19 protein-coding genes are annotated in these 17,666 nt (G+C 40.5%); 16 read left to right on the forward strand and 3 right to left on the reverse strand.

Going from position 1 to position 17,666, the window contains the following annotated elements; translation table 11 throughout:
- The first annotated feature begins 97 nt into the window (after nucleotides 1–97).
- The 13 genes from ACTNES_RS08640 to ACTNES_RS08700 all read left to right on the forward strand — a co-directional run bounded on the left by ACTNES_RS08640 (nucleotide 98) and on the right by ACTNES_RS08700 (nucleotide 12,274).
- On the forward strand, nucleotides 98–964 hold the full coding sequence (locus ACTNES_RS08640) for an ABC transporter permease (RefSeq protein ID WP_441039110.1): 867 nt from the start codon (nucleotides 98–100) through the stop codon (nucleotides 962–964).
- Between the two features lie 32 nt (nucleotides 965–996).
- Nucleotides 997–1,557: a 6-phospho-3-hexuloisomerase gene (gene hxlB / locus ACTNES_RS08645; protein ID WP_055060589.1), complete on the forward strand. Its 561-nt coding sequence runs from the start codon at nucleotides 997–999 to the stop codon at nucleotides 1,555–1,557.
- A gap of 9 nt (nucleotides 1,558–1,566) precedes the next feature.
- Nucleotides 1,567–2,394, forward strand: coding sequence for a sugar phosphate isomerase/epimerase family protein (locus ACTNES_RS08650; RefSeq protein ID WP_055060590.1), 828 nt, complete (start codon nucleotides 1,567–1,569; stop codon nucleotides 2,392–2,394).
- Nucleotides 2,395–2,686: 292 nt separating this feature from the next.
- A complete protein-coding gene (gene hflK, locus ACTNES_RS08655; RefSeq protein ID WP_441039111.1) occupies nucleotides 2,687–3,736 on the forward strand; it encodes an FtsH protease activity modulator HflK in 1,050 nt (349 codons plus the stop codon).
- Between the two features lie 217 nt (nucleotides 3,737–3,953).
- Nucleotides 3,954–4,820, forward strand: a complete 867-nt coding sequence (gene hflC / locus ACTNES_RS08660) for a protease modulator HflC (protein ID WP_441039112.1) — start codon at nucleotides 3,954–3,956, stop codon at nucleotides 4,818–4,820.
- Nucleotides 4,821–4,977: 157 nt separating this feature from the next.
- A complete protein-coding gene (locus ACTNES_RS08665) occupies nucleotides 4,978–5,331 on the forward strand; it encodes a nucleotidyltransferase domain-containing protein (protein WP_441039113.1) in 354 nt (117 codons plus the stop codon).
- Entirely contained in the window at nucleotides 5,322–5,756 is a 435-nt protein-coding gene (locus ACTNES_RS08670; protein ID WP_441039114.1) for a HEPN domain-containing protein, read from the forward strand. The genes ACTNES_RS08665 and ACTNES_RS08670 overlap by 10 nt, the downstream gene beginning before the upstream one ends.
- Before the next feature lie 150 nt (nucleotides 5,757–5,906).
- A complete protein-coding gene (locus ACTNES_RS08675; RefSeq protein ID WP_441039115.1) occupies nucleotides 5,907–6,794 on the forward strand; it encodes a metal-dependent transcriptional regulator in 888 nt (295 codons plus the stop codon).
- 5 nt (nucleotides 6,795–6,799) lie between these two features.
- Complete coding sequence (locus ACTNES_RS08680; protein ID WP_441039116.1) at nucleotides 6,800–7,654, forward strand: hypothetical protein; 855 nt, start codon at nucleotides 6,800–6,802, stop codon at nucleotides 7,652–7,654.
- Between the two features lie 217 nt (nucleotides 7,655–7,871).
- Nucleotides 7,872–8,276, forward strand: a complete 405-nt coding sequence (locus ACTNES_RS08685; RefSeq protein ID WP_441039117.1) for a YbaN family protein — start codon at nucleotides 7,872–7,874, stop codon at nucleotides 8,274–8,276.
- Between the two features lies 1 nt (nucleotide 8,277).
- Complete coding sequence (locus tag ACTNES_RS08690) at nucleotides 8,278–8,616, forward strand: nitrous oxide-stimulated promoter family protein (RefSeq protein WP_441039118.1); 339 nt, start codon at nucleotides 8,278–8,280, stop codon at nucleotides 8,614–8,616.
- 90 nt (nucleotides 8,617–8,706) lie between these two features.
- Nucleotides 8,707–10,449, forward strand: coding sequence for an ABC transporter ATP-binding protein/permease (locus ACTNES_RS08695; RefSeq protein ID WP_441039119.1), 1,743 nt, complete (start codon nucleotides 8,707–8,709; stop codon nucleotides 10,447–10,449).
- Nucleotides 10,450–10,492: 43 nt separating this feature from the next.
- Nucleotides 10,493–12,274 (forward strand): amino acid ABC transporter ATP-binding/permease protein, encoded by a 1,782-nt coding sequence (locus ACTNES_RS08700; protein WP_441039133.1) that lies wholly within the window; start codon nucleotides 10,493–10,495, stop codon nucleotides 12,272–12,274.
- 110 nt (nucleotides 12,275–12,384) lie between these two features.
- On the opposite strand, the gene ACTNES_RS08705 is transcribed toward ACTNES_RS08700, so the two are convergent.
- Both ACTNES_RS08705 and ACTNES_RS08710 read right to left on the reverse strand, forming a co-directional pair.
- Entirely contained in the window at nucleotides 12,385–13,593 is a 1,209-nt protein-coding gene (locus ACTNES_RS08705) for an aminotransferase class I/II-fold pyridoxal phosphate-dependent enzyme (protein WP_441039120.1), read from the reverse strand.
- Nucleotides 13,594–13,761: 168 nt separating this feature from the next.
- Nucleotides 13,762–14,160, reverse strand: a complete 399-nt coding sequence (locus ACTNES_RS08710; RefSeq protein WP_441039121.1) for a hypothetical protein — start codon at nucleotides 14,158–14,160, stop codon at nucleotides 13,762–13,764.
- On the opposite strand from ACTNES_RS08710, the gene ACTNES_RS08715 reads away from it, so the two are divergent.
- On the forward strand, nucleotides 14,089–14,322 hold the full coding sequence (locus ACTNES_RS08715) for a hypothetical protein (RefSeq protein WP_441039134.1): 234 nt from the start codon (nucleotides 14,089–14,091) through the stop codon (nucleotides 14,320–14,322). The two genes, ACTNES_RS08710 and ACTNES_RS08715, sit on opposite strands and share 72 nt — an antisense overlap.
- Here ACTNES_RS08715 and ACTNES_RS08720 read toward each other — a convergent pair.
- On the reverse strand, nucleotides 14,319–15,092 hold the full coding sequence (locus ACTNES_RS08720) for an MATE family efflux transporter (RefSeq protein WP_441039122.1): 774 nt from the start codon (nucleotides 15,090–15,092) through the stop codon (nucleotides 14,319–14,321). The two genes, ACTNES_RS08715 and ACTNES_RS08720, sit on opposite strands and share 4 nt — an antisense overlap.
- A 332-nt stretch (nucleotides 15,093–15,424) precedes the next feature.
- Between ACTNES_RS08720 and ACTNES_RS08725 the strand changes: the two genes are divergently transcribed.
- Entirely contained in the window at nucleotides 15,425–16,624 is a 1,200-nt protein-coding gene (locus tag ACTNES_RS08725; protein WP_441039123.1) for a trans-sulfuration enzyme family protein, read from the forward strand.
- 177 nt (nucleotides 16,625–16,801) lie between these two features.
- Entirely contained in the window at nucleotides 16,802–17,641 is an 840-nt protein-coding gene (locus ACTNES_RS08730; protein WP_441039124.1) for a transporter substrate-binding domain-containing protein, read from the forward strand.
- Nucleotides 17,642–17,666: the final 25 nt, after the last annotated feature.

Below are 17,666 nucleotides of genomic sequence, written 5' to 3' on the forward strand. Positions count from 1 at the left end.
ATTAAAACTTATACAGCAGCAGTGTGCTGCACAAGCCCAATAAGCTTTAAAAAAAGACTTTTTCCACCAAGGGGAAAGTGCGCCCAAAATTCAAGTTATGGATTCACACTTATTTAATGTAGTCAGACAGATTACAATCAATTTGTTTCTGGCATGTGGAATGACTTTCGTAATTCTGCTTGCAGGAATTGATCTTTCTGTAGGATCAGTAATTGCGGTTTCAGGATGTATCAGTGCAGGACTCATTTCATGGAATGGACTTCCTGTTTATGTTGGTATCCTTGGAGGAATCCTTGCTGGAGTTGTAATTGGTCTTATTAACGGTTACATTGTTTCTTCTACAAATATTCCGGCATTTATCGTTACTCTTGCAATGATGAATATCGGTCGTGGTATTGCCCGTGTTTATACAAAGGCTCAGACAATTTCTGTTCTTGATGACAGCTATACTTTTTGGGGAATGGGTACTATCTTTGGAATTCCGATTCAGTTATATTGTATTGTTGCAGTAATTGCAGTTTCTTCTTTTATCCTTAATAAAACAAAATTAGGCCGTCATATTTATGCAGTTGGTGGTAATAAACAGGCTGCTGAATATTCTGGTATTAATGTAAAAAAGGTTACATTTTTCGTATTTGTATATAGTGCGTTACTTGCATCTTTAGCAGGAATCCTTACAGTAGGACGTACTTTTACTGCAATGATGACACTGGGAGACGGAGCTGAAATGGATGCGATTTCTGCAGTTGTTCTTGGTGGAACAAGTATGAACGGAGGTCGTGGTACCATCGCAGGAACTGTTATCGGTGCAATTGTAATCGGTGTTCTGAAAAATGGTATGAACCTTCTTGGTATTGACTCTTCTTGGCAGTATATTGTACAGGGTATTGTAATTCTGATTGCAGTTTATATTGACTGGTTTAAACAGACCGGATTCAAATTTTCCAGAAAAATAAAAGCCTGAATAAAAAGGCAATGGAAAAGGAGATGATAGAAATGGAAAATTCAGTTATACTGGAGGAAATTCTTGAAGAATTGACAGAAAATGCAAAACATATTTCTTCTTCTTCACTTGAAAAGTTTGCTAATGAGATTATTAAAGCTAGGCATATTTTTGTAGCAGGAGCTGGACGTTCTGGGTTTGTAGCAAGAGGGTTTGCAAATCGCCTGATGCATTTGGGGTTGGAAGTATTCTTTGTGGGAGAACCGACAACACCGGCAATTGAAAAAAAAGATCTTCTTATTATCAGTTCAGGTTCAGGAGAAACTGACAGTTTGATTGTTATGGCAAATAAAGCAAAAGAAGCAGGAGCATCTGTTGTGACAGTAACAATTCATCCGGAAGCTTCCATTGGTAAGGTATGTGAAAGCTGTATCGTAATCCCGGGTGCAACTCCAAAGAGTAATCTGGAAGATACAAGTGAATCTGCTCAGCCTATGGGAAATGCGTTTGAACAGATGAGTTGGATCGTTTATGATGCAGTTATTATGATTCTTATGAAGAAACTTGGAAAAACAGAAGAAGAAATGTTTAAGCATCATGCAAATTTAGAGTAGGTGGCATATATGGAGAAAAAGATTAAATTTGGCTGTGTGGCATGGGGACTTCCTGGTGGTGGATATTTTGGACCACAGATTGCAAAGGAAGCTGGACTGGATGGAATTCAACTTGAACTTGGAAGTTATGAATGGGGTTATCCGTTAGCTCAGAAACAGGTTCAGGAAGCGTATCTTGAAGAGGGAAACAGGTTAGGAATCGAATATCCGTCTATTGTTCTTAATGATGTGATGGATCATGAATTTATCCATGGAAAAGATACAGAGAATGGAAAGATCGCGTATGACCAGATGGAATTGGCAGTTCAGGTAGCAGCAGAAATAGGAATATCCAAGATCATGGTTCCAAACTTCCTTGGAAATCTGATTACAGAAGAATCTCATGTAGAAGCAACAAAGGATGCACTGAGATTTATTTGCGAAAAAGCAGAAAAGAAAGATATTACTGTTATGACAGAAAATGCGTTGGATTATAAAGAACAGATTCAGCTTCTGAAAGAAATTAATATGCCGAATCTGACAATACACTTTGATACACAGAATTTCAGATTTAATTTTAACATGGATCAGTGCGAACAGTTGGAGGGACTTTATCCATATATGGATAGTCAGCTTCATGTAAAAGATGGTATCAATGAACCAGGCGGCTGTCTGCTGGGAGAGGGAAACACAGATTTCTTCCCTCAGATGGAAATCCTGAAAAAACATGGCTATGAAGGATGGATCATCATTGAGAATTATTATAACCTGCTTCCGTTGAGAAAATGTAATGAGCAGAATCAGATGCAAATTATAAATAAGGATTTGGAAACGCTGAGGACTGTATGGGGCGTTTGAGAAAAATATTTCTTGCATTTTGTAAATAGTTATGATATGATGCTGCTCAAAGAAAAGGGAGTAGCGGCCATCGTTATGAAGAACTGGACTTGTTTTTCCTATAAATGGTACATAAATGCGTCAGAACGGCAGATTAAGAATGCCCGCATTATGATATAATCGGCAAGACTTTTGTTTTAGACATTAAGAGAAGAGTTCATCTTATGTCTGAAATGAAAGTCTTTTTCTTTTCTTCAGAAATTTTTAGAAGCAAAATATTTACTTATGTCAAATGGTGAAACGGAGGAGAAAAGTGAACGAAAAAGTAAATCCATTTAAAAAATTACAGAAACCGGGAAAACATGTAAAACGTATTGTAATAGGAACAGCAGGGTTGGTGATTATTGCAGGGCTTGCAGGAGATGCTACCTATCAGATCCAGGAGCAGGAACAGGCAGTACTGACAACTTTCGGAGTGCCGAAGGCAGTGGCAGAAACAGGACTGCATTTTAAGATTCCTTTTATACAGAAAGTACAGAAAGTAAATACAACGATCCAGGGATTTCCTATTGGATATAGTATGGGAGATAATTCGGTGGTTGAGAATGAGGGCATTATGATTACCTCGGATTATAACTTTATTGATGTAGATTTCTTTGTTGAGTACAGAATTTTAGAACCGGTAAAATATCTTTATAATTCAGAGGAACCGGAAGATATTCTAAAAAATATTTCTCAAAGCTGTATCCGTACAGTAATCGCAAGCTATGATGTGGATGAAGTACTTACAACCGGAAAAGGTGAGATCCAGAGCAAGATCAAAGAAATGATATTGAAACAGATGGAGGAACAGAATCTGGGAATCCAGCTTGTGAATATCACAATCCAGGATTCAGAACCGCCCACACAGGAAGTTATGAAAGCATTTAAAGCAGTAGAAACTGCCAAGCAGGGAAAAGAAACTGCTTTGAATAATGCCAATAAATACAGAAACGAAAAGCTTCCGGAGGCTGAGGCAGAAGCAGACCAGATCATTCAGGATGCTGAGGCGCAGAAACAGGTAAGGATTAATGAAGCAGAAGCTGAGGTTGCACGTTTTAATGCCATGTATGAGGAGTATGTTAAGAATCCGGAGATCACAAAGAAGCGTATGTTCTATGAGACAATGGAAGATGTGCTGCCGGGAATGAAGATTGTGATTGATAATGGAGATGGAGTGCAGAAGGTTCTGCCGCTAGATTCTTTTACAGGGAACAGTTCAGAGAATCCGACAGAGACACTGAACACGGATCCTGCTCAGGACACGCAAGATTTAACCGAATCAAGTAAGTCCCCTGCTTCAATTGCGAAAAGCAATGAGTAGTGGGTGGGACTTGCTTGTATCAGGAGGAGTGCAAGCTTCTTCTGGTAAACTGCGGAGCAGTTATTCGGTTATGAGCAAGTAGCAAAGCGGATTGCGAATATCCGCTTGATATGATTCTGAGAATGAATAATGAAATGACAGAAAATATTTCATATAAAAGGTGTTTTGGTAAATGAAATACGAAGGATAGAGATATAATTTTGGAGAGGACTAATTTATGAAAGGTAAGAAAATTGGAATATTAATTGGTGTGGCTGCAGTGATTGTAGCTGTCGGAGCGTCGGTAACAGTAACTCAGCAAAATGAATACAAACTGATCCGTCAGTTTGGTAAGGTCGACAGGGTGATCAGTTCATCGGGAATCAGCTTTAAGATTCCGTTTATAGAGAGTACACAGTCATTGCCAAAGGAAACATTGCTGTATGATCTTGCAGCATCTGATGTAATTACAAAAGATAAGAAAACGATGATCAGTGACAGTTATGTTCTCTGGAAAATCAGCGATCCGCTTAAATTTGCACAGACATTAAACTCTTCTGTGGAAAGTGGTGAGAGCCGAATTAATACTGCTGTGTATAATGCTACCAAAAATGCGATCAGCAGTATGTCTCAGGATCAGGTGATCACAAGCCGTGACGGAGAACTGTCTGATATGGTCATGGAGGCAATAGGAACAAACATGGATCAGTATGGAATTGAGCTTCTTAAATTCGAAACCAAGCAGCTGGACCTGCCGGATGATAATAAGGAAGCTGTGTATGAACGAATGATTTCTGAACGGGATAATATTGCAGCGACTTACAAGGCAGAGGGAAACTCTGAAGCAAAGGTGATTCGAAATAAAACGGACAAAGAAGTAGCAATCCAGATTTCTGATGCAAAAAAACAGGCAGAGATTCTGGAGGCAGAGGGTGAGCAGGAATATATGAAAATCCTTGCGCAGGCTTATGGAGAAGAGGACAGGAGTGAGTTTTATTCATTTGTAAGAAGCCTGGATGCGCTGAAAACATCTATGAAAGGTGAGGACAAAACAGTGATACTGTCTGCAGATTCACCGATCGCTCAGATCTTTGAAGGAAAATAAAAGAAAGTAACAATAATACATTCTAATTTTTCACCAGATAAATGGAAGATAGACATAGAAGATAAGGAATGTTATAATTTTTTTACAAAGAAATCCTGAAGCAGAAAATGTAAGTATAATCTGGAAATAATATACAGAGAAAACGGAGGGATAGAAAATGCTGACATGTATCAGATCAAAACGGCAGAGAGATGCAGCGGAGTATGCTTTACGAACTATTCAGTCATCATGCATAAGGCCTTATATTAAGACAATATATCTGTATGGCAGCTGTGCACGGGGAGAAGAGAAATATAGCAGTGATGTTGATCTGTTTCTGGAACTGTCAGAGTCATTCCGTTCCCGGCCGGAACTTAAAAAATATCTTTATCTTCTAAAATCAGAAGTATCCTCTGAGGAATTGGATGATGCAGAAACGGATCTGAAAATTGTAGTTGGCGATGACTGGAAAAGGAATAAAATGCTGTATTATATAAATGTGCGAAAGGAGGGAATTCAGATATGGCCTTAAACAGTTATTTTGATTTTGCAGAAAATGATTTTCAATATTTTAAGGCTTCTTATGATGCGGGGATAGTTGCAAATATGATGGGTGCCATGGCACAGGGAATATGCGAAAAATATATGAAGCATCTGATCTCAGAATACTATAAACCGGATGATGCTATGCAACAGAAAGATTTTGAAAATATTTTGCGTACACATAGTCTGAACAGACTGATGAAATTTCTAAGAGGAAATATGGGAGCAGAGTTTTCAAAAAATACGCAGACACATATGAGAATGATAGATGGTTTTTATTTTTCAACCAGATATCCTGGTGACGATAGCATAGAGATAGATGGTGATGATGTGGAAGCCTGTAATGATGCAATAGAATTGTGCAGAAAAGAAGTTTTAGAGTTAGAACGAAAATTAAAAAAGGGTGAGATATAAAATCAATCAGTTTGTATAAAAAACAGAAACACAGAATTGGCTTGACAGTAACGCAGAATTGTTCATATAATACAAATTAGCCAAAACTAACCTTTTGATATAAGGTACTTGGAGAGAAAATTGCTATAGAATAATTCAGGCGGGATTAAAATGAAAAAACTGATGCAAACTGATTTTGAAGAAATAAAGGAAACGGATACTCAGCTTCCATCCTCACGACGTGAGATTGAGGAAGACATGTTGGAGCAGATTTGTCTGATTGCGAATGCAGGAGCAGAGATTACGGTTGAGGAGTTATGCAGCCGTATGGATATGAGCAGAAGAGAAGTTAATTTTTATCTGAAACAATTGAAGATTCATGGATATGTTATCAGGGAGAAAGACACGCATACAGGGTTGCAGGGGAGAGGAGCTGAATCAGGGATTTTTCTTACGGAGCTTGGGAAGATTACAGGTGAGGAATTTCAATATCGTCATGAAATCCTGACGCAGTTTTTGCAGTTTGTCGGTGTTTCAGAGGAGAAGGCAAAAGAGGATGCCTGTCGCATGGAGCATGTGATCAGTGAGGAGACGGTTCAGCAGATCTGCAATTTTGTGGATTATGGAGATACTTTTGAGAGGATTTTGAAGCAGTCGGATCTGCGTAGCTGGTACCGGCAGGGGAGTTATCAGTTTCTCATGGGAATCTACCAGATAGAGAAGACGTGTCCGAGAAGATTTGCCAGGGAATTTAAACGTTTTTCTGAGAATATCTGTCTGAATGTTACTGAAGATGAGAGCAGTTTTGAACTGATTAAAAGGGAAGGCGAGGCATCATCTCAGAATTTATGGTACAAAGATCCGGAACAGGGATGGATGCAGGCGGAAGAGAGAATGGGAAATCCCCGGATACCATCTGGTGCATTTAAGTTTCTAACCCGATGTCAGGATCCGATTATAGAGGGAGTCGCGTTGATTGCATTTACGAGAAAAGGTGAGAAGCCTGTTGACTGGAACAGCCGGGAACTTGATGTACATATCTGGAAGTCGGAGGGATAAGGGGCATGAATAAACAGGATAGTGTGAATCTTCTGCATCCCTCAATGCTTCAGATCCAGTATCTTATGGAACTGGAAAAGGTGGGGAAAAAGCGTGGGAGTGTTACAATGATCGCAGACATCTGCGGGGTGAGTCATGGTCCGGTCAGTCGTTTCTTTAAAGAGTGCATGGAGAGAGGATATCTGACGGAGAAATATGAGTTTACTACCGAGGGAACGCATGCTTTACTGATTTACAAGAAACTTCTGCGGGATGTGAAGCTGTATCTGAAGGCGATGAATATTCCGGATAAAGAGATTCCGGAGAAGATGAGGCAGTTGATCGAGAATGTGGATTATAATCTGCTGAGGACTATGATAAGGAATGGGAGAAAGACTGCGGAACAGGATAAGAGTCATGAAGAGACCCAGGATAGTCAATACAGCAGGGAGTCAAACGCATATTTTATTGAGAAAATATTGGAGAAAGGAAAGTTTCAGGTTGGGATTGCGGTTCATCAGATGAGCAGAAACAGTGAAACCAGGATTTCCATGGCTCATCAGGGATTTGAGCATCTTGCACTTATTCGAAATAATACACGCGGAAGCTGGCTGGAACTGAAAATCCGGGAGGTTCATGGACGATCCAGAATTGACGGAACCAGGATGTGGGGACATATTTCTTCTTTGAAATATGAGAAGCAGGGACAGCTTTATGAAGCGGTCATAAAGGATGGACATCTGAGGATTCCGCTCAGTGCCTGTCATTTTTTCCGTGGCAGGATGGGAAATGTAAAGGGCACAGTTCACATTACTGTTGCCTGTAATATTGGAAACGCACATATGCCGGAGAGTACAGCAGTGCTGACATTCTGGATGTAGGATTAAAGGTCGAAATGAAGAAAGTTCGGCCTTTTTATTATGCACAATTATGACAAAAATCTGATTTTACAGGTATTTCAGAAATTCATAAACCGTTCTCATAAGGAACGAAACTACAAAAATTAGTTGACACTAACCAAATGATGCTGATACAATGATCTGGCGGTTAGTAATAGATAACCGGATAGAGAAGATATAGAAAAGGATGGAGAAAATTATGAAACATACACTCAAAATCTTTTGGATGATACTGGGATTTTTATGTCTGGGCCTGGGCACAGTGGGAATTGTACTGCCGATTCTGCCGACAGTTCCGTTTTATATGGCGACGTTGTTCTGCTTTGCAAAAAGTTCAGAAAAGCTCCATTCCTGGTTCCTTGGAACCGGTTTATATAAGAAACATCTCGATAGTTTTGTACAGAAAAGAGCAATGACAATGGGAACAAAGCTCCGCATTGTGGGAACAGTGACCGTGATCATGAGTATTGGATTCCTGTGTATGAAAAATGTACCCATTGGCAGGATTTGTCTGGTGGTGGTCTGGGTCTGCCATATGTTATACTTCTTTTTTAGAGTGCAAACTATAAAACCGGAAACTAGTGTGCTGGAAAGTGCTAAATAAGATGAATAAGGTGGAAAAGAAACGTCAGAAAGAGCAGTATGTTGTGGAAGAAATGATCCGATTATATTGCCGAAAGAATCATTCCAACGAGGAGCGGCAGGGCAGACAGATGTGCCCTGTCTGTCAGGAGCTTTCTGATTATGCAAAATTCAGAAGCCAGAAGTGTCCATTTATGGAAGAAAAGACATTCTGTGCGAATTGTAAGGTGCATTGTTATAAGCCGGAAAAAAGAGAACAGATCCGTCAGGTGATGCGATTCTCCGGACCGAGAATGTTGCTGTATCACCCGATCCTTGCGATATGGCATCTGATATGTAGCAAAACAGAAGCGCGGAAGTAGACAGAAAAGATAACATAAAGACAGCACAACGTTAATACAAAAAGTAATGTAAGAGATAACATAAAAGAGAGAGTAAAAGGTAAAAAACTCATGATAAAAACAAGACTGGTGGGGCTATTATCCCATGCGAAAAAGTATATTATGTATACGATTCTGTGGCAGTGGGCGGCACTTCTGTCACAGGTACTGGCAGTTTTTTCGATTGCAGATTTACTGGAAAAGGTCGTATATCAGAATGTGACAACAACAGCTGTTGAATGCACAATAATTACGCTGATTCTGGTAGTAATCATCCGGTTTGTCTGTGAGCGGATGGGGGCGAGATCATCCTATCTGGCATGCGTAGATGTGAAGCGTATCCTGCGTGAAAAAATTTATGAAAAAATGCTGAAACTGGGGGCATCCTACAATGAACAGGTATCTTCTTCAGAAGTAGTTCAGGTATCAACAGAAGGCGTAGAGCAACTGGAAACTTATTTCGGAAAATATCTTCCGCAGTTATTCTACAGTCTGATTGCACCGCTGACATTGTTTATCATTCTCTGCAGAGTAAGCCTGAAAGCCAGTGTGATCCTTCTGATCTGTGTACCGCTGATTCCGATTTCCATTGTGGCAGTACAGAAAATCGCAAAGAAGTTATTGAACAAATACTGGAGTATTTATACAGGACTTGGGGATTCATTCCTGGAAAATCTGCAGGGACTGACAACCCTGAAAATTTATCAGGCAGACCAGCAGAAAGCAGATGAGATGGATGTAGAATCCCAGAACTTCCGCAGAATTACCATGAAAGTTCTGACTATGCAGCTCAATTCCACCAGTGTGATGGACATTGTGGCATATGGCGGTGCGGCAATTGGTATGGCAGTGGCAGTATCTGAATTTCTAAAAGGAAATATCAGCATTTCCGGAACTTTATGTATAGTTCTTCTGGCAAGTGAATTCTTTCTGCCATTAAGACTTTTGGGATCTTTTTTCCATATTGCAATGAATGGTATGGCGGCAAGTGACAAGATTTTTAAGATATTAGATTTACCGGAACCACAGACAGGAGAGAAGATTCTGCCTGATGGATCATTGGATATCTCCTTTAAGAATGTACATTTCGCATATGAAGAAGACAGAGAGATTTTGAAAGGAATTGATCTGTACCTTCCGGTGGGAAGCTTTGTGTCTCTGGTAGGAGAATCCGGATGCGGAAAGAGCACGATCGCAGGGATCATTTCTGCAAAGAACAGAGGATTTACCGGAGAGATTACCATTGGCGGTGTGCCGCTTTCCAAGGTGAAGGAAACAGATCTGATGAGACATGTGGTACTGGTTTGCCATAACAGTTATTTGTTTAAGGGAACTGTAGAAGAGAATCTTCGCATGGCAAAGCCGGACGCAACAGAAGCGGAAATGAAGGAAGTTCTTGAGAAGGTAAATCTCCTGGGATTTCTGCAGACTCAGGACGGACTGCAGACGAAACTGCTGGAAAAGGCGAGCAACCTGTCCGGCGGGCAATGCCAGAGGCTGGCGATTGCCAGAACATTACTCAGAGACTCGGCAGTATATATTTTTGATGAGGCTGCTTCCAATATTGATGTGGAGAGTGAAGAACTGATCATGGATGTGATCCACCAGCTTGCAAGAACAAAGACAGTACTTCTGATCTCACATCGACTGGCAAATGTGGTAAATTCCGACCAGATTTATTTCCTGAAAGACGGGGAAATAAAAGAAAGTGGAAAACATGAAGAGCTGATGCAATTGAATGGTGAATACAGATATCTGTATGACAGCCAGATGGCATTGGAGAACTATGGAAAGGAGGATCCTGTGGATGTCTGATACGAATAAAAAAAGCATACAGAAAAGTACAGTACAAAAGAAGATGGTGAATGAAAGCACAGCATCATATGGAGCGGCTGTAACGAAAAAACGCAGAAGTGCTATCTCAATTATGGGAAGCCTGATCGGTCTGGTGAAACCATTGCTTCATATCATGCTGGCGGCGATCATCCTGGGAACAGCCGGATATCTCTGTGCTATTTTTCTGACTATTCTTGCAGGGCAGGCAATTGTACATGGGCTTATAGCCGGAGGTGCAGGAAGTGTAAAAACAATCATAACTGTAATGATCATCATAGCAGTTTTCCGCGGAATCCTGCATTATGCAGAACAATACTGCAATCATTTTATTGCATTTAAACTCCTGGCGATTATCCGTCACAAAGTATTTGCAGCTCTGCGGAAGCTCTGTCCTGCGAAGCTGGAAGGCAGGGATAAGGGGAATTTGATCTCTATCATTACAACAGACATTGAACTTCTGGAAGTGTTTTATGCACACACAATATCACCGATTGCCATTGCAACCCTGACTTCTCTGATCATGGTGATATTTATCGGAAGATATCACTGGCTGGCAGGACTTCTTGCGCTGACCGCTTATCTGATCGTGGGAGTCGTGATCCCTATGTGGAACGGCAGACGTGGAAGCCAGATGGGAATGGAATTCCGCACAAAATTCGGGGAACTGAACAGTTTTGTATTAGATTCCCTTCGTGGTCTGGATGAAACAATTCAGTACGATCAGGGGGAGAAACGAAAAGAACAAATGTCTGAGCGCTCCAGAAGTCTGGCGGGAATGCAGGAGAAATTAAGCAAAATGGAAGGTGCTCAGAGATCATTTACCAATATGGTAATTTTGTTGTCATCCTTTGGAATGCTGGCACTGACTGTATGGTTTTACGGAAAAGGAGAAATCGGATTCGAGGGAATCCTGACCTGTACCATTGCAATGATGGGTTCATTTGGACCAGTGGTAGCGTTATCCAGTCTGTCCAACAATCTGAATCAGACGCTGGCAAGCGGAGAGAGAGTTCTGTCTTTATTGGAAGAAACACCCATGGTGGAAGAAATCTCCGGGAATGTGGATATAAGAAATCAAAAGAATAGTCCGGAAAAAGAAAAATATATTTTGAGAGGTATTTTAACAGGCAGAGCAAAGAACAGCGTAAATGTATTCTCAGGTGCAGAAGCACAGCATGTTACCTTTTCTTACGAAAATGAAACAATCCTGGATGATTATTCCCTGAAATTGGAGCCAGGCAAGATCACCGGTATCCACGGAGCCAGCGGTTCTGGCAAGTCTACACTCCTGAAACTGCTCATGCGTTTCTGGGATGTAAATCAGGGAAGCGTATCCGTAGATGGCGAAGATGTAAGAAAAATCCAAACCAGACATCTGCGAGATATGGAAAGCTACGTAACACAGGAAACTCATCTGTTCCATGATTCCATTGCTAACAACATCGCAGTAGGTAGTCCGGGGGCTTCCAGAGAAGCAATCATCGAAGTAGCAAAGAAAGCTTCTATTCACGACTTTATAATGAAACTTCCAAAAGGATACGACACAGAAGTAGGCGAATTGGGGGATACCTTATCCGGCGGGGAAAAACAGCGAATCGGAATCGCCAGGGCATTCTTACATGACAGTCCGTTGATCCTTATGGACGAACCAACATCCAATCTGGATTCCCTGAATGAAGGAATCATCCTGAAATCTCTGCGGGAAGCGTCAGAGAAAAAGACTGTAGTACTTGTATCACATAGAAAATCTACTATGAATATCGTTGATACTGTATTTGAAATGAAAGATGGCAGGATTTCATGAGCCTGATATCAGAACTTAGAAGAGAATAGATATAAAAACAGAGAAAGAGACCACTTTTTGTATAGTCTCTTTCTCTGTTTTTGAGGTGGAATATATCGATATAAGAGAAATTAGTCAAAAACTTTTAATGCATTTGTGAAATCTTTAATCAGATCATCTGCATCTTCGATTCCTGTGGAAACTTGCATCAGACCGCCGGTGATATGCATTTTCTTGCGGTCTTCTTCCGGGACATGCATATGTGAAGAAAGAAGAGGATAAGAAAGTGTTGTGCGGATACCTCCAAGGGTTGGGGCATAGTGCGCAATATGAAGTTTATCCATGAATGCATTGATCTTTTCACGGTCATCCGGCATTTCAAAGCTGAACATACCGGTCGCAAGATATGGGGAAGAGAAGAGCTTCTTTCCGAGTTCGTATTGCGGATGCATACTTACGGCAGGATGATTAACGACGGATACATGTGGGTTATCTGCCAGAGCCAGAGCCAGTTTTGCAGCATTTTCACACTGCTTTTTGATACGAAGCTCGGCGGTATGGATACCACGGAAGATCAGGAAGGATGCAAATGGGCATCCGGAAGTTCCGGTCAGCATTCTTACAGTATGGATTTTTTCAAAAAGAGCCATATCTTTAACTGTGATGGAACCTGCAAGTGCATCGGAATGTCCATTCAGGAATTTTGTCAGGCTGTTGATTACGATATCAGCACCAAGAGTAAGTGGTTTGATACAGATTGGAGTAGTAAATGTATTATCAACCATAAGAAGTGCTCCGGCCTCGTGTGCAATTTCTGCAATAGCAGCTACATCGCACAGACGGTCTGTCGGATTGCTGGCAACTTCTGTATATAACATTTTTGTGTTTGGCTGAACAGCAGCTTTTACTGCATCCAGATCATCAAACGGAACAAATGTGGTAGTCACTCCATAGTTTTTCACCAGAGAAGTGATCGCATCGAAGGTTTCACCGTAGATGTTTTCATTGCAGATCATATGGTCACCAGGCTGGAGAAGAGCGAAATAAGTAGTAGTGATCGCACCCATACCAGATGAAAAGATCAGAGTATCTTTTCCCTGTTCCAGATAGGTAAGAACATCAGCCAGAGCTTTTCTGTTAGGGTTTCTTGTACGGATATAAGTGTATCCTTTCGTATCATAGGTGTGCTCTACATCGTCAAGGTTGCCCATATTAAAAGCACTTGTCATAAATAAAGGAAAGGCTTCAGGTGCCAGATTCATGCCGTTTATATGGTGTCCTTCGTAGAGAATTCGTGTATCTTCACTGAAAGAAATGTCATCAAATTCAAATTTTTCCATAATAATAATCCTCCGTTTCGTGAAATAGTGTTACTGATTGTAGTGAGTCAAGCAGATAAAAACATCTGTATCTCGACTTGTCTGTAACCGGTAAACTGAAATCGCTTTGAAATGTGTTACCTAAGGTATAAACCTTGTTACAGAAAGAACCTTGTTACAGAAAGAGAGTCAAGCATTAATTTGATTTTCTTTCACAATTTTTTTCCATAAGGTCCGTAAACAGATATATTGTCCGATAAAAGTAACACCCCATGAAATCGGATAAGACAGATACAGGGACTCAAGAGAAGGGTGTATCTGGAAAAAAGTCAGTACCCACAGGATACGAAGGCCAATGACACCAATCACGGAAATGATCATAGGCGGAAAAGAATGTCCGGTTCCACTTAATACAGCACCGGAAACTTCCATGAGTCCGCACAGAATATAAGGAAGGTTTACCAGACGCAGCTGCAATATGCCCACAGCAAGGGCTTCTTCACCAGATGTATAGAAATGAAGAAGTGGGATACTGTAAATATTTACTGTAATGCCCAGGAAGAGTGCTGCTATGGAAACATAAACCATACATATATAAAAGGCGTGAATAATACGGTCATATTTTCCAGACTGACTGCCGCTGAATTTCCGGCGATGACTACAGCACCGAAGCTGTTGATCGATGACTGGATCAGTACATTGGAAACTGGCATGGCTACACTTCTCAGACCAATAGGAACTCCAACTTAAAAAATTTCGTATCCATATCTGGAAGAAAAATGTAGCTTTTTCCAGGTAAGCTGAAAACAGTTTTGGTCATTCCTGAGCCGGTTGATAATAAGGAATGCAGACATATACTGGGAAATTACAGTTGCCAGTCCGGCTCCTGCCACGCTGAGCCGGAAGACTCCTACGAAAAGAAAGCTGAGAAGTACATTGACCAGTCCACAGAATGTAAGATAATAGAGTGGATGTCTGGAGTCACCGGAAGCACGTATAAGTGCACTTCCGAAATTGTAGACCATAAAAGCAGGCATACAATAGAAGCAACAGCGTAGATACAGGGTTGACAGATCAATAACATTTGCAGGAGAGTTCATAAGGATAAGAATCTGGCGTGAAAAGAACTGTCCTGTAAAAAGCAGCAGTATTCCCAGAAATACAGACATGATAATAGAGGTATGAACTGTTTTTGAGACAGCATCTTTATTGCGTGCTCCGAAATAATTGGCTGCGATCACCCCGGCACCCACAGAAATTCCGTTAAAAACACTGACGAGCAATGAAACAAGAGAGGACGTGGAACCAACAGCTGCCAGAGCCTGATCACCATTAAATTGTCCTACAATGATCATGGCAGTAGCATTAAAAAGAAGCTGAAGCACATTTGTTATGATCAGAGGGAAAGAAAATATCAGTATTTTTTTTAATAGAGATCCGGTACAGAAGTCGATACCTGTTTCAGAGGAAGCCTTTTGTGGGGCAGATGGATTACGATAGAATAATTTTATAATACTCATAGTGATTTGCCTCCTGAATTTTTTGTATATTTTGTATCTGTTATACAATCTGTTACAGAGTAAGAGTCAAGCACATTTTACAAAAATAAAATTTGCCCTTGACTCTGTTACAGAAACAGAGTTTATGATAAGCGTGTCGAAAGCAAGAGATGAAAAAAGATAGTGCTTGATAGAAATAAAAAGTTTGTAATAATATGTAAGAAGTATGGCAAAGGCGCCTTGGGAAAGGTGTACTTTGCTTTTTTATTTTATCCGCCTGACTAAGTAGAGAGAATACATGAATCATTTCTTATATAATATTGCGGGCGATATCATACAAGGAGGATTTTGCTATGGTAGGTAAAATTGAGGAAAGCTGGCAGTTTGAAACGAGGCTGCTGAATGAAGGAGCCTATTTCAATTTGGAAACTACCCATCCGGAAGCACTTCCTATTCATATGTCTACTGCACATAATGTAAATGATCTTGAAGATCTGCAGAGAAGATATGATGTAAGCGGATACTGCTATAACAGAAACCGGAATCCAAACAGAACAGCATTGAATGAGCTTATCAGCTGTCTGGAGGGAGGGGAAGCTTCAGTTTCCTGTTCATCAGGTATGGCAGCAATTTCAAGTGCGATCATAACGAAAACAAAAGCCGGAGATCATATTCTTTCAGACAGAACTTTGTATGGAGAATCCATTGAGATATTTGAAGATATCTTAAAGAAATATAAAGTGGAAACATCCTATGCAGATTTTACCAATCTGGAAGATGTAAAGTCAAAAATCCAGCCGAATACAGTAATGTTATATACAGAAACAGTATCCAATCCGCTGGTGGAGGTTCCTGATCTTAAGGCAGTTGCAGATATCGCACATGAGAATCATGCGATACTTATTGTAGATAATACATTTATGACAGGCGCTCTGGTTCAACCTTTGAAACTGGGTGCAGATATTGTTGTAAACAGTCTTACAAAGTTTGCAAATGGTCATTCCGATGCAGTATGCGGGGCAGCTACAGGAAGTGCAGAGATGATCAATAAGATCCATGATTTGCAGGTATTGATCGGTTCACAGTCAGATCCATTTTCATCATGGCTGATTTGCAGAGGAATCCGTACATTGGATCTTAGAATCAAGAAGCAAAGCAAAAATGCGGAAGCTCTGGCAGCAGCACTGGAGAAATCACCCTATGTAAAGAAAGTAAATTATCCGGGACTTGTTTCTCATAAACAACACAGCACTGCAGAGAAAGAATTCGGACCATATTATGGCGGAATACTCAGTTTTGAAATTGATGAAGACAGAGAGAAGATGAACCTGTTCCTGAGAAGTATGAATCTTGCGCATTATGCCATGACACTTGGAGGATACAGAACCACACTTTCCTATCCGCCGCTTTCCTCACACGAGAATGTTCCGGAAGAGGAAAGATTAAAAATGGGAATTACCAATGGACTGCTTCGTGTTTCCGTTGGTATTGAAGAGGAAGAAGATATTATTCATGATTTCCTGAATGCACTGGAAATCGCTTATGGAAAATAAATATGTAGATAAAAGAAGTCAAAGGTGACACCATGAAAGGTAAACTGCGACTTCTTTTTTATTATACTGAATCTGCTTGAAAGGTACGGTATAGAACATTATAAAATCAGAAAAGTAAACCATGTTTAGTCAAAAAAGAGCACGAGGAGGAAACGATTATTTGCAGCATTAATGGTGATGGTAGTAGCAGTGAGCATGCCTGTATACGGCGCATCAAAAGATGAGAATTCCAGCAGTGATGTAATTAAAGTCAGAGTTGCAGGAACCGCAGATTATGAACCATATACATATGTAGACGAAGATGACAATATTACAGGATATGATATCGAAGTAATCAAAGCAATCGATGAACTGGCACCGGAGATCGAATGTGAATACAGCTATACACAGTGGGATACACTTCTTCCCGGTCTTGATGCAGACAAGTTCGATGTGGTAAGCAATCAGCTTGGTGAGACAGATGAAAGAAAAGAAATGTATCTGTATCCGAAATATCCATTCCTTTTCGCAGGTTCTGCGGTTATTTCCACTGCTGATGATCCAATGGACAGTTTTGAAGATCTGAAAGGCAAAAAAGTAGATGCTATCGTAGGAAGTTCTTTCACAACACAGATGGAACAGTACCTGGACGAAAATCCGGATGCATTTACGTTGGAATATCTGGATGGAACTCTTCCGCAGATGCTTGATGAGATTGTGAACGGCCGTGTAGATGCAACTGTAAACGACCCATCCGCTGCATATTCCAAAGCACAGGTTGCAGGAATTGAGGACAGACTTCATATTTCTGATGATATTTACAATGGTGGATTTTCCTACTTCCTGTTTGCAAAAACAGACAAAGGACAGCAGATCGCAGATATCTTTGACAAATATCTTCCGGAACTCTACTACAATGGAACATTATCTGAACTTGCAAAGAAATATCTTGGCAGTGACAGCGGCGTAACCAGCATGGCTGAAAATGGTTTCTTTACAGAAGACACACTGGAAGATTTTCAGGCAAATGAAAAATAAGAAACGATAAAAGACGGTAAAGGAG

It is taken from the genome of Blautia sp. HCP3S3_D9 (assembly GCF_052063845.1).
In the GTDB taxonomy this organism is placed as follows: Bacteria; Bacillota; Clostridia; order Lachnospirales; family Lachnospiraceae; genus Blautia_A.